Source organism: Huintestinicola sp. (genome assembly GCF_050874005.1).
GTDB lineage: Bacteria > Bacillota > Clostridia > Oscillospirales > Ruminococcaceae > Huintestinicola.
This window is the reverse complement of record NZ_JBNMJV010000055.1, coordinates 1-12,932: the sequence shown is the minus strand read 5'-3', so window position 1 is coordinate 12,932 and position 12,932 is coordinate 1. Positions and strand designations below refer to the sequence as shown.

At 47.0% G+C, this 12,932-nt stretch carries 13 protein-coding genes; 2 read left to right on the top strand and 11 right to left on the bottom strand.

Annotation, left to right across the window (positions count from 1 at the left end; genetic code table 11):
* Positions 1 to 111: 111 nt before the first annotated feature.
* The 5 genes from ACR0QN_RS12830 to ACR0QN_RS12810 form a co-directional block, all read right to left on the bottom strand.
* The gene (locus tag ACR0QN_RS12830; protein WP_432651615.1) at positions 112 to 564 is read right to left on the bottom strand and encodes a hypothetical protein; all 453 of its coding nucleotides are present in this window, start codon (positions 562 to 564) and stop codon (positions 112 to 114) included.
* A gap of 97 nt (positions 565 to 661) precedes the next feature.
* Positions 662 to 1,447 carry a bifunctional hydroxymethylpyrimidine kinase/phosphomethylpyrimidine kinase gene (thiD, locus tag ACR0QN_RS12825; RefSeq protein ID WP_432651614.1) on the bottom strand — a complete coding sequence of 262 codons (786 nt, stop codon included), beginning with the start codon at positions 1,445 to 1,447 and terminating at the stop codon, positions 662 to 664.
* Positions 1,440 to 2,078 (bottom strand): thiamine phosphate synthase, encoded by a 639-nt coding sequence (gene thiE, locus ACR0QN_RS12820; protein WP_432651613.1) that lies wholly within the window; start codon positions 2,076 to 2,078, stop codon positions 1,440 to 1,442. The genes thiD and thiE overlap by 8 nt, the downstream gene beginning before the upstream one ends.
* A gap of 60 nt (positions 2,079 to 2,138) precedes the next feature.
* Positions 2,139 to 3,026, bottom strand: a complete 888-nt coding sequence (locus tag ACR0QN_RS12815) for a LysR family transcriptional regulator (protein WP_432651612.1) — start codon at positions 3,024 to 3,026, stop codon at positions 2,139 to 2,141.
* Positions 3,027 to 3,120: 94 nt separating this feature from the next.
* The gene (locus ACR0QN_RS12810; RefSeq protein ID WP_432651611.1) at positions 3,121 to 3,513 is read right to left on the bottom strand and encodes a PaaI family thioesterase; all 393 of its coding nucleotides are present in this window, start codon (positions 3,511 to 3,513) and stop codon (positions 3,121 to 3,123) included.
* Between the two features lie 169 nt (positions 3,514 to 3,682).
* Here ACR0QN_RS12810 and dpsA point away from each other — a divergent pair, with 169 nt between their 5' ends.
* The gene (gene dpsA / locus ACR0QN_RS12805) at positions 3,683 to 4,558 is read left to right on the top strand and encodes a dipicolinate synthase subunit DpsA (RefSeq protein ID WP_432651610.1); all 876 of its coding nucleotides are present in this window, start codon (positions 3,683 to 3,685) and stop codon (positions 4,556 to 4,558) included.
* A 31-nt stretch (positions 4,559 to 4,589) separates the two neighbouring features.
* The gene (locus ACR0QN_RS12800; protein WP_432651609.1) at positions 4,590 to 5,180 is read left to right on the top strand and encodes a dipicolinate synthase subunit B; all 591 of its coding nucleotides are present in this window, start codon (positions 4,590 to 4,592) and stop codon (positions 5,178 to 5,180) included.
* A gap of 60 nt (positions 5,181 to 5,240) precedes the next feature.
* Here the strand turns inward: ACR0QN_RS12800 and ACR0QN_RS12795 are convergent, their stop codons facing one another.
* The 6 genes from ACR0QN_RS12795 to ACR0QN_RS12770 form a co-directional block, all read right to left on the bottom strand.
* Complete coding sequence (locus tag ACR0QN_RS12795) at positions 5,241 to 7,460, bottom strand: S-layer homology domain-containing protein (protein WP_432651608.1); 2,220 nt, start codon at positions 7,458 to 7,460, stop codon at positions 5,241 to 5,243.
* 205 nt (positions 7,461 to 7,665) lie between these two features.
* Positions 7,666 to 8,211, bottom strand: a complete 546-nt coding sequence (locus tag ACR0QN_RS12790) for a DUF5662 family protein (protein WP_432651607.1) — start codon at positions 8,209 to 8,211, stop codon at positions 7,666 to 7,668.
* Positions 8,212 to 8,242: 31 nt separating this feature from the next.
* Positions 8,243 to 10,477, bottom strand: coding sequence for a DNA gyrase subunit A (locus ACR0QN_RS12785; protein ID WP_432651606.1), 2,235 nt, complete (start codon positions 10,475 to 10,477; stop codon positions 8,243 to 8,245).
* Positions 10,478 to 10,489: 12 nt separating this feature from the next.
* Positions 10,490 to 11,860, bottom strand: coding sequence for a thioether cross-link-forming SCIFF peptide maturase (gene scfB, locus ACR0QN_RS12780; RefSeq protein WP_432651605.1), 1,371 nt, complete (start codon positions 11,858 to 11,860; stop codon positions 10,490 to 10,492).
* 123 nt (positions 11,861 to 11,983) lie between these two features.
* A complete protein-coding gene (gene scfA, locus ACR0QN_RS12775) occupies positions 11,984 to 12,121 on the bottom strand; it encodes a six-cysteine ranthipeptide SCIFF (RefSeq protein ID WP_178726230.1) in 138 nt (45 codons plus the stop codon).
* A 133-nt stretch (positions 12,122 to 12,254) separates the two neighbouring features.
* Positions 12,255 to 12,659, bottom strand: coding sequence for a TIGR04086 family membrane protein (locus tag ACR0QN_RS12770; protein ID WP_432651604.1), 405 nt, complete (start codon positions 12,657 to 12,659; stop codon positions 12,255 to 12,257).
* Positions 12,660 to 12,932 lie beyond the last annotated feature (273 nt).

Sequence of the window (12,932 nt, the reverse complement as noted above, 5' to 3'; positions counted from 1 at the left end):
GTTCGTCTCTGAATATTTCCCAATTCATTACGCTGTTCAGTTTCTCCAGCGGATCGCCTAATTCTGTTAATTTCTTGTATCGGTTCTCCTCATCAAAGAACCCTATCTGTCTTATTTTCGTATCTCTATTTTACCACTTTTTTTCTTTTTTGTACAGGGGTTTTTAGATGTTACCCCAAGATATAGTCCGATCGCACCCGGGGACACGAAAACTCCCAATGCACCCGAGCTGTCGTATTTATCGAGGACATACACTCCCCCGCCTGCGTGGAAAAGCGCATTTCCCACCCCTGCACATATAGCGGCGGGAGTAAGAAGCTCCCCGAGTGCGCCGAAATATGAAAGGAAAATCAGTCCGCAGCCTGTTGCGGCGGCACGATGTCCTCCGCCGAATTTGTCAAGGATAATTCCGATAGGCATCTGCAGGGCAAAGGCGCAGAAATTATAAAGCAGGAAGCTTTCCCCGTATCCGCCTCTCACAAATCTCATCATCATAAAGGCACAGCACATATCCACAAAAAAGTGGGCAAGGGAATACATAGCTGTCATTGCTTTTCTTTCCATTTATATTGACCGTCCTTTCGTGATGTTATGATATTAAAACAATTTACCATTCGGTTGTGTTACATAAAAAGGAAATATTCGGATATATACTTTAAAATTACTGTACAAAATGCCACATAGGACCATTCCCCTTGCCTATGTCAAGTCCTGCGGAAATTACCTTTGTAATGTATTTTTTCGCACACTCCACCGCCTCGGGAACGCTCTTTCCCTCCGCAAGACCGCAGGCTATGGCAGATGAAAGGGTACAGCCTGTGCCGTGAGTGTTTGGATTGTCGATACGGGGAATATCCATATAATAAAACTTTCCCTTATACAGCAGGATATCAAGAGCGTTTCCCTCAAGATGTCCGCCTTTTATCAGCACACCGCCGTTCGTACTGTTTGAAAGGAACTTTGCCGCCTTTTCCATATCCTCGGGAGTGTGTATCTTCATCTTGCAGAGCCGCTCCGCCTCGGGAATATTGGGGGTTATCACGTCCGCAAGGGGCATAAGCTTTTTTATAAACACCCGAAGTCCCTCATCATCAAGAAGCTGTTTGCCGCTTGTGGACATTATTACCGTGTCGCAGACTATATTTTCTGCTTTGTAATATCTCAGTCTTTCGGCTATAACAGCGGCGTTTTCACCGTTCATCAGCATACCTATCTTTACGGCGTCGGGAAAAATATCGGTGAAAACAAGATCAAGCTGAGCCTTCATCATTTCGGGCGATACTGCCTGCGCAAGCCTTATCTCCGTTGTATTCTGAGCCGTAAGTGCGGTGACCGCAGACATTGCAAAATGCCCCATAGCCGAAATGGTTTTTATATCTGCCTGTATTCCTGCTCCTCCGCAGGGGTCGGAGCCGGCGCAGGTAAGTATTTTTTTTATCTCATTCATTGACTATCCCCTCCGCAGCGGCTCTGAGATATCTTGCGGCGGCAGAAATGCCCTCCGCTGTTTCCGAGCCGAATACAGCCGATACAACGGCAATGCCCCTTATGCCGCTGCCCCTGAGAGCTGTTACGTTATCAGCGTTTATTCCGCCTATGGCGCATACAGGTATGCTTACCGAAAAGCATATCTCACGCAGCTCTGAAATTGAAAGCGCTTTTGCATTCGGTTTGGTGGGCGATACGAATACCGCTCCGCTTCCAAGATAATCCGCTCCCGCCGCTTCTGCAGCTATCGCCTGGGAAACGGTTTTTGCGGTCACTCCGATAATGGCATTTTCCCCGAGGATCTCCCTCGCCGCTTTCGGGTCGCCGTCTGTCTGTCCCAAGTGGACACCGTCCGCTCCCGAAAATCGTGCCACGTTTACATTATCGTTTATGATAAGCGGAATGTCGTATTTTTTTGTAACAGAAAGGACTTCCTTTGCTTTTTTGATATACTCCTCATCGGAGATGTTCTTCTCTCTGAGCTGGATAATATCCGCTCCCCCCGAAATTGCGGCTTCGACCTGTTCGGAAAGGGGCAGGCGTGTGTATGAGCTGTCGGTAATGGCATATAATGTAAACCTATTTTTCAAAATAATTTCCCCTTTATCGGAAAAGACCTTGCAGAAAGGTCTGAAAGGTCTTTTATCGGTTTATTTTATATTCTCTGCCTGTGCGGATATTTCCTCAAGCCTTGAACAGAGAAAATCGTAAAATCCGCAGGCGGCTGACGAGTCGGTATTGTTGCAGATAACTGTAAGCTCTCTGCGGCAGTCCGGATATGATATGGGCAGAAGCACCACATTGCCCGAGTTTATATTTCCCCAGGTGTAGGCAGGCCAGAAGCCTATTCCCATTCCTGCGCCGATAAGTCCTCTTACGGTAGAGGGCGAGTCGCTCTCGAACACCACATCGGGAGAAAATCCCACCATTCTGCACAATGTCTCACAGATATTGTGGAAGGGCTTTGAACCCGAAAGACTTATAAATCCGTTATCCTTTGTGTCCGAAAGCTCTATTGAGGAAAGTTCGGAATAATATGAGCCTGCGGGAACGGCAAGCTTTATTTCCTCGGAAAAGCTTCTGTAATAACAGTTTTTCGGCATATTCGGAAGAATGCCGGGCAGATTTGCGGAAATGGTGCAGTCGCAGTTTTCGGCGTCTGCGCTCTGATGAAGGACAAATTTTATATCGGGGTGAAGCCGTTTGTATTCGATAATAAGCTCTGTTATCAGCAGAGAAGCGGCAATGATATTCACCCTGATGGTCTTTTCCTCAAGCTCGGCTATCTTTAAAAGCTCCCCCGGGACACGGTCAAGAGTTTTCAGTATCCCCCCAAGCTGTTTGTAAAGATATTCTCCGCAGGGACTGAGGGCAATGCTTCTTCCCCGCCTGACAAACAGCTTCACTCCAAGCTCGTTTTCCAGTCTGCGGACAGACTGGGTAAGGGCAGGCTGAGCGATGTGAAGTTTTTCCGCTGCCTTTGTGATATGACCGCACTCGGCTGCGGCATAGAAATATTTCAGCTGTGTAAGTTCCATATATGATACCGTCTTTCAAGTTTATGAAGCCAAGGTCATAGTAAAATTATACCACAGCAGTAAGGGTATTGTCAAGTACGAAGTTTACCCGATATCAGCCAACGTGGCAGCCCGTAATGGTAACTGCGGCGCATTTTGTTCCCTTATCGTCGTAAACGTCAACGGTATAGTAGCAGGTAGTCCTGCCGTCCTTAACGCAGTTTGCCTCGGCATAGAGGATATCCCCCTTAACGCCGCTTAAAAAGGTGATATTGCTGCTCACCGACACCACGCCCATATGCTCGCAGTTTGAAGCCACCGCAAAGGCAAAATCCGCCAGCATAAAGTGTACTCCGCCCATAACGCCGCCCATAGCGTTCTTATGTCTGTCCGTAAGCTTAACGGAGCATTTTGCGTATTTCTCCCTCGCTTCTTCTATGACCGCAAAATTCTCGGTGGCAAATTTGTCGCTTTTGAATATTTCTCTGATTTCTTCAAGAGTTTTCATATAATTACCGTCTTTCTCAAAAATTTAGATCCAAAATATTTCGGACAAAAATATTATACCACATTGACCCGTAAAAAACAACTTTATTTTAATGAACCTCAAATAAGGATAAATCATATAATTATGTAAGGGCAGCAGCTCCTGTTTACTAATGAAAGGAAAAGCTTTTATGAGTGAAAGATATATTATTGCAGGCGGTGATATGCGATTTTCTGCGCTGGCTGAACAGCTTGCGGAAAAAGATAGGGTCTGCACCGTAGGATTTGACAGGAATATTTTCAGCAGCGACAGGATAATCTCTGCGGAAAATGTTATGTCAGTCCCCTATCGTGCCGACTGCCTTGTTCTGCCGCTGCCCGTTTCATCGGACGGGATAACGCTGAACGCACCCTTTTACAGCGGAACCGTTTCTCTTTCCGAGCTTACAAGCTGTGTCAGAAAGGACGGGATAGTGCTTGGAGGCAGGATATCCTCCGGGGTAAGTGAACTGTTCACCTCAAAGGGCATAGAGGTGGTGGATTACTTTGAGCGTGAGGAGCTTGCGGTGCTCAATGCCCTTGCCACCGCCGAGGGAGCATTGCAGATAGCTCTCGAGGAGCAGCCTGTCATTATTTCGGGCAGCAATGTGCTTATCCTGGGAATGGGGCGGATAGCAAAATCTCTCATACGGATACTTCAAGGCTTCGGCGCACACATAACCGCTGCGGCAAGAAAATATTCGGATATGGCGTGGGCAGAGATCTTCGGCTGCGATACGGCAGAGATATCCTCACTTGCAGACTCTGAACCGCTCCGCAAAGCCGATATCATATTCAATACCGTTCCTCATCTTATACTTAACGAAGAACTGCTTCGGTGCTGCAATAAAAGCTGTCTGATAATCGACCTTGCCTCAAAGCCCGGCGGAATGGATATGGACGCCGCAGGCAGGCTTGGTCTCAGAGCCATATGGGCACTTTCTCTCCCGGGAAAGACCGCTCCCGTAAGCTCGGGCAGAATGATAGCCAGGACAATCGAAAATATTCTTCGGGAAAAAAGGAAATAGATACGTTTTACAAGAAAGGCGGTGATACCGAATGAGTGAAATGACATCGCTTAAAGGCAAAAAGCTGGGCATAGCAATGTGCGGCTCTTTCTGCACATTTTCCAAAACCTTTGAGCAGATGATAAAGCTTAAAGCGGCAGGAGCGGAGCTTACCCCCATAATGTCCTACCACGCCTCTGAGCTGGACACCCGTTTCGGAACGGCGGAGGAAAATATAATGACCGCAGAAAGCATATGCGGCAGGGGTGTGATAAATACCATACCTCTTGCGGAGCCTATAGGGCCTAAGAAAATGTTCGACCTGCTCATAGTATGCCCCTGCACGGGAAATACCCTTGCAAAGCTGGCGGCAGGGATAACAGACACACCTGTAACAATGGCGGTAAAGTCACATCTGCGAAACGGCAGACCCGTACTTATAGCCGTTTCCACTAATGACGCACTTTCCGCTTCCGCAAAGAATATCGGAACTCTGCTTAACACAAAGAACATATACTTTGTCCCTTTCAGGCAGGACGATTTTATAAAAAAGCCCCGATCGGCTGTGGCGGATTTTTCCTTGATACCCGCTGCCGCCGAAGCAGCTCTCGAGGGCAGACAAATTCAGCCGATACTTGCATAGACAAATTCGGTCTGCCGCAGATCAATTTGCGGCAGACCGAAAATTTTTTCTAAGCTTTACTCAGCTCTCCATAGAATTTTTGATGTAATTATATGCACAATGGTAAGCGTATTCCCTTGTTACATAGGCATTAGGATAGAACTTTCCGTCTTTACCGCAGTTTATTGCGCCCATTCCGTAGGCAAGAGCGGCATATCCCAGATCCTTATCATCTGCGCTTACGTCCGTAAAGGGAGACTTGAAAATTGAGGTGTATCTTGCACAGTTATCCACCTTTGCGGCTCTTGTAAATGCCTTTGCAAGGGTCATTCTTGTGAAATATGCTCCGCTTTCGGTTTCTGCATAGCTGACAGCCTCGCCCTCTTCAAGAGGCACATCTTCAAGGGGCATAGGCTCATATCCATAGCCTGTGATGATGTCAAGGAGCTGTTCAAATTCGCCGTATGTCATTTTTTCGGTTGGTTTAAACTCCTTGCCCTCGTAAAGCCTTACGTTATGCTCGTAAAGAGCTTCTATCTCCTTCTTGTAGGGAGATTTGGAAATATCCGTATAAGGGCAGTTCTCGGGCTGCTTATCGGTCTTGACAACAGGCTGACCGTTGTAATCGCAAAGCTTGCCCGTAACGCCGTTCAATGTCCAGCCGTCCATAGAATACTGCAGATATGTATGAGGCTTTGACTCAAGGTCAACAAATCCGTTGTATCTGAGGGTCATATCCTGCTGCTCGCAGAGGAGCTTCAGAGCAGTTTCCTTATTGATAATGAGGCCGTCACCGAAATCCACATCTCTGTCGTGACTGCAGCTTACAGAAGTTACCTTGCCTGCGGAATTTACCGTAATGTAAATATTATTGTTTGCTACCTGAATGTTGTTCACATAGCGGTTATATTTCATATTTCTGCTTGTCTGCTTGTTTTTGCCGCCCTCCGATACGGGAGCCGTATTTTCCGTATCAGCCTTGTACTCACCCGAGATGTCACCGAAATAATATTTCATTGCATCGTTTGCAAGGGTGTTTGCCTTCTTCACATTAAGCTCAGCCTTATCCCCTTTTTCGTTATAGTCATAGGCATAAAAGCTCATTATCTTTCCCGACTTTGCGTCGGCGGTAATGGTCACATATCTGTTATCAGTCTTGTTGTTTATCATCATAGTGCAGGAAATGGCATAGCCGCACTCGGCGTCCTCATTTCTGCTGATGTCGAAATTCTGCACCATATATTTGTCGGTAACGCCCATATATTTGTCCTTGACGGCAAGCGCCTTGAACTGCTCCGAGGTGAGCATAGTGCTGAGGTCTGCGGCTGCGGCAAGCTCTTCCTCCGAAAAGCTTACGCCCGTTGCGGGAGCAGCTGTCTCCACAGCCATATCCTCTTCACATTCAATTTCTTCCACAGCATCCTCAATAGCCCCACCTTCGCCGTTCAGAGCAACGCCGTGGTCGTATTTGTCAGTATCCATAAATTTTGCATAATCATCTTCCATAGAGGAATGTTTTCCCGTCAGAGCGTCATAAACATAGCTGCTCTGGGGTTCGTAAACGATACAGGTCTTTTTCTTACCCGTAGCGCTGTCCTCGTAAATATGATACCTGGGCTTTATAGTCACCTCTCCGCAGTAAATTTCCTTTATCTCCTCCTGAGAAAGAGCGTCCGCAGATGAAACAAATTCAGCGTCCTGCCACCAGCTTGCATTATATGATATTACCTCACCAGTAAGCTTGTCAACACCGACACCCACGCTGTTTTTTTCCACAGCAGTACCGCCGAAGTTTCTGTTAAAATTCACCCAGACATAGTTTGAAGTAATATTCAGGCTCACGCTTGATTTGGTAAGAAAGCCCTTCATAGAGGGGTTTACTTTGTACACCCAGCTCATAGCCTTGTTGACATAATAAGAAGGCTTATGAGATGAGATCGAAGGCTTGCCGCTATAGTCATAAGGCGCATAATAGCTTGTAATGATACCGCCCTCCACATCTACGGAATAGGACTTGTTTCCCGTCGGGTCTGTCCAGGTAAAGATGTAGGTCTTCATACCACGGTTTTCACCTGTGCTGTAAGCGAAATTGCTGTATTCCTCGGGAATGTCTATCCTTGATTTAACAAGAGCGAGAGCGGTTTTCATCTGCTCCTCCTCGGAAAGTTCTGTTTTTCCGTTATCAGCCGACTGTGACTGAGACGAAGCCGTTTCGCTCTCCGCAAAAACAGTGAGGGGTACGGACTGAACAGCCCCCGCTGCTAAGATCACAGCCATAAGTGCGGCAATTTTTCTTTTCATTTTTTCATCGTTCCTTTCAGAATATTTTTGTGCTGAATTTCGCTTTAATATAGAAACAATTGACTAATGGAAAATATTTCATACAAAAATTATTTTTGTGATATTTTACAAACTCAAACGATATTTTAGTAACTATTGTACAATAAGTTTAAGCTATTATAGCACAACAGCCCGTCCTTACAGCTTGTAAAGACGGGCGTTAAATTTATCTGTGCAGTATATGCCTGATGTAAGCAAAGGTGTAGTCCTCGCCCTCCTCGGCAAGCATTGTGAGCAGCATTTCAAGCAGCTTCGCCGTATCGGGGTGGATAAGCCTTACTGCCGTTCCCTTGCGAAAATACTCAAGAGGAGCAGCGTCGGTATAATTTTTGCCCATATACACCTTGCTCGCCGCCACACGGTCGCAGAACATCTCAGCCACGTAGATAAGAGGCATTTTCACGCCTTCCATTTTCTTGGTCTTGGGATCGTAGTCCGTCCAGTACTCAAAGTGGTGCTTGTTCCTGCCCTTGTGGTGCATCCAGGCGGTGCTGTAGCCCTTTTTCTCACGCTCAGCCTCATTGGGACTGCGGTCGCCCTGATACATTTTACAGCTTATCCAGAATTCGGTTGGGCTGTACTTTGAAAGGTCGTGAGTAAGTCCCTGCCAGTAAAGACCTGCCTTGAAGCAGTTTTTCCTTACCTGCCTGCGGTGGGTGCCGACGGTTTTCAGATGCTTAAAAATATTTATGAGCATTTTCAGATCAGCCATTTTATACACGTCCTTTCAGTAGTTCGGAAAATTAAAGAGTAAGCTGGTCGGGGTCGGTAATGTCCTTTGCAAGACAGCCTGCCGCAGGGATAGATTTCATAACGTACTTGGTCATCTCGGGCAGCTTTTCCTCGGGAACGATATAGGCATTTTCCACCAATGCCCCCGCTTTAAGGGTCATACACTGAACGCCTATAGTGTCACGGGTTGTCTTTGGCAGCACAAGAGCTGTGTTGAAGATAACAGCACGTCCCTTTGTGGAGGTGAGCAGAATATCCGCATTGTCCGCAATGAAGAACATACGCACAAGCCTTGACTTATCCGAAAATGCCTTGGTAAGCTTTTTGCGGTTGGTTTTGGTCTCAAACACGTTCAAAGGAACCTTTGCCGCCTTGCCGTTTTCAAACACAAGGAACATAAAGCCCGAATAATCGGTGGTGGGTATCATTGATATCACATTCTCGTCGGGGTCGAAGCCCAGCTTAACGGGAATATAATCGCCCATTGCCGATGCCTTTGTCTCGGTAAATTCGGAAGCCCTGCTCTTGTAGACCTGACATTTGTCCGTAAAGAAAAGCAGCTCGGTGCGGTTTGTAGCCTCGAAGGAAGCCTCCATAATATCGCCGTCCTTGAGCTTGTGCTCGCCCGACATTCTGAGAGACTGAGGAGTAATTTTCTTGAAATATCCCCCTCGGCTTATGAACAGGTTAACGGGATAATCGGGGATTTCCTCCTCGATATCCACATCATCGTTTTCATCGGAATAGCAGAACTGTGTCCGTCTCGGCTGACCGTATTTCTTGATGACCTCTTTCAGCTCGGAGATGATTATATCGAGAATTTTCTTGTCGCTCTGGAGGATCCCCTCCATCTCGGCAATGTCCTTCTGAAGCTGATCTGTCTCGGCAAGACGGTTAAGGATATATTCCTTGTTGAGATGACGAAGCTTTATCTCGGCAACGTATTCCGCCTGAGTTTCGTCAATGCCGAAGCCTATCATCAGGTTGGGAACTACCTCGTTGTCGTCCTCGGTCTCTCTTACTATCTTTATCGCCTTGTCAATGTCAAGGAGTATCTTTTTAAGACCCAGTAGCAGATGAAGTTTTTCCTTTTTCTTGCTCAGGTCAAAGTATACCCTCCTCTTGACGCAGTCCTTTCGGAAGGCTGTCCATTCGGTGAGTATCTCGTAAACTCCCATAACCTTGGGGTAGCCGCCCACAAGGATATTGAAGTTGCAGGAGTAGGTGTCCTGCAAGGGAGTAAGCTTGTAAAGCCGTTTCATAAGCGCATCGGGGTCTGTGCCCTTTTTGATGTCGATGGCTATTTTAAGACCGTTAAGGTCGGACTCGTCACGGATATAGGATATCTCCCTTACCTTGCCCGATTTTGCAAGCTCCACTATCTTGTCCTTTATCTGCTCGATGGTGGTGGTGGGAGGTATCTCGGTTATCTCAATGCAGTGAGCATCGGGGTCATAGCTGTATTTTGAGCGAATTTTAACGCTGCCCCGTCCTGTGCGGTAAATCTTCTCAAGCTCCGCCTCATCATATATCATCTCGCCGCCCCCGGGGAAATCGGGACCTTTCAGCACGGAGAACAGGTTATAATCGGGATTTTTGATAAGCCCGATGGTCGCCTCGCATATCTCCGTCAGATTAAAGGAGCATACGGCGCTCGCCATAGACACCGCAATTCCCACATTTGAGTTTACAAGGATAGAGGGGAAGGTTGCAGGCAAAAGGGTAGGCTCAACGGTCTCATTGTCGTAGTTCGGAACGAAATCCACCGTGTCCTTGTCGATATCACGGAAAAGCTCGGCGCATATGGGAGCAAGCTTTGCCTCGGTGTATCGGGGAGCCGCATATGCCATATCTCTCGAATACGCCTTGCCGAAGTTGCCCTTGCTGTCGATATAGGGGTGAAGCAGCGCCTCGTTTCCCTTTGCCATACGCACCATTGTTTCGTAGATAGCAGCGTCGCCGTGGGGATTGAGCTTCATTGTCTGACCAACGATATTTGCGGATTTTGTCTTATTGCCCGTAAGCAGACCCATTTTGTACATCGTGTAGAGAAGCTTTCGGTGAGAGGGCTTGAAGCCGTCTATCTCGGGCAAGGCTCTTGAAACGATAACGCTCATTGCATAGGGCATATAATTCTTTTCAAGAGTGTCGGTTATCTTCTCCTCCACGACTACTCCGCTGCCTGCGATATAGGCATTCTGAGCGGGAGCAGGGCTTTGGCTTTTGGGTTCTTTCTTTTTTGCCATTTGTCAGACTCCTTATTCTTCGGCAGCCTCCGCCTGAGCCGCCTTTATCATTATTGCACATTCAAGTCTCTTTTTCTCGATCTCGCAGGAAAGCTTGTGAGCGGTAAGGATATTGCCTGTGTAAATATAATTGTTGGCATTGCAGCCGCCGCTGCAGTAGAACTTTGCCCAGCATCTGCGGCAATCTTCCTTATTGTAGATATGAGCCGCAGCGAAATCCTTCTTGATGTCGGTATTGAACTCGCCTGTATGGATATTTCCCATAAGATATTCGGGTATGCCCACAAACTGATGACAGGGATAAATATCGCCGTCCGATGTGATCGCAACATACTCATTTCCCGAGCCGCAGCCTCTCAGACGCTTTATTGCGCAGGGACCCTGGTCAAGGTCCAGCATAAAGTGGAAGAAGTTGAAATGCTTGCCCTTTTTCTCATTAACGAGCATAAGCTGAGCAAGTCTTTCGTACTCGGAAAATACGGCAGGCAGGTCTCTCTCGGTAATGGCGTATTTCTCGTCGTGGTCGCATACAACAGGCTCAACGGATATCTGGTCGAAGCCTAAGTCGTAGAGGTGGAAAACGTCGCTGGAGAAATCAAGGTTATACTTTGTAAAGGTTCCTCTCACATAGTAATTCTCATAGTTTCTCTTCTCCGCAAGCTCTTTGAATTTGGGGATAATTCGGTCATAGCAGCCCGAACCGTCCACACGCTTTCTAACACGGTCGTTGACTTCCTTTCTGCCGTCAATGGACAGAACCACATTGGACATTTCCTTGTTGATAAAGTCCATCTTTTCCTCGTCAAGGAGCAGTCCGTTTGTGGTAACGGTGAAGCGGAAATGCTTGTGATATTCTGCTTCCTTGGAGCGTCCGTATTCCACAAGCTTTTTCACAACGTCCCAGTTCATAAGAGGCTCGCCGCCGAAGAAATCCACCTCGAGATTTTCCCTGTCCCCCGAATTTTCAAGGAGGAAATCAAGAGCCTTTTTGCCCGTCTCGAAGCTCATTACCTTTCTGCCCATAGCATAGTCGCCCTGAGATGCAAAGCAGTATTCGCAGCGGAGATTGCAGTCCATTGTTACAAGCAGGCACATTGCCTTTATGGGTGAAGCAACGGAATATTTTGCAAATTTCTCGTAATCGTCCTCGGAGAAGAGTATTTTTTCGTTGTAAAGCTCCTTTACCTCCTCGTAACAGGAGATTATTTCCTCTCTGTCGTAAAATCTGGACAGCTTTTCAATAACATTCCCGGGACATTCATCGGCAAAGGGAGGAGCGATGTTGTCGAGCATATCATAGGTAAGCTCGTCCACGATGTGAACGCCGCCGCTGTGTACGTCAAGCACAATATTATATCCGTTCAGCTTGTATTTATGTATCATTTTCAAAATCCTTTCGATATGATTTGCAAATACTTTAGGAATGATAAGCAAATATAAGTCAGAGGATAGAGGTTAGAATAAGTCTGACCTCTATCCTCTGATGACTTTAACCTATTGCCAAAATTACTTCTCGCACTTCTGGTTAGCAACTGTGCAGGAAGTCTTGCAAGCGGACTGGCAGGAAGCCTGGCACTTGCCGCAGCCGCCCTTTGCAGCAGTCTGCTTGAGGTTAGCCTTATTGATGGTCTTAATGTGCTTCATCTGAGTATCCTCCCCAAAAATAATATATGTTCATTATAACACGGCTTGCGGCGAATTTCAATATTTATCGAGTTTTTTGGTATTTTGTACAATTTTCGCCGCCGCACATTCGGACAAATTCGTGAACAATACATCATTCTCTGAATATGGGACGAGTATTTACCCCTTTAAAGCCTCCCAGAGCCGAAGCCGTAACGATGATAAGCAGCTTTGTGAACACCCCTGCAGCGGAAAAAATCCTGACAGTCGCCGCTCCGATGATAAGAACTAAGCAGAATACGGCAATGCCGCAGAAAAAACCCGCTGCAAGTCCGTTTTTTCTTCGCCTGTTTGCGGCGCAGAAAGAACAGGCAAAGCAGCCTGCAGCCAGCGCTGCACCCGACATTCCCCTGACTGCACCGTCCGAAAGGTCGCCGCAGACCGCCGCCGCCGAAAGCAGAGCGGCGGCAATTGTCAGCGCACCAATTCCCGAAAGCAGGGAAAGCCCTGCGGTAATAAGTCTGTCCCTCCGCCTTGCCGATTTTTTCGATCTTCTCATACGCCGCCCCCTGCATTTATTTTTGGTAACCTCTAAAAACCCTGGTATTTAAACAAGCGGAATTATATGAGGAAAATTTTCCGTGTCAAAAGCCGAAACAGCCTCTATTTGACCACAAAATCCCCTCTATTAGTGCCCTTTTTCCTCAAAAGGGCGCAGTTATCCCTTAACAGGTTGATTTTCGTTTTAAATATTCATACCTGCAAAAGTTATATATCAGATTTGTCAGACCAATATTGAACCACGCTCGTGTGATCCCGATGTTTCGAATAG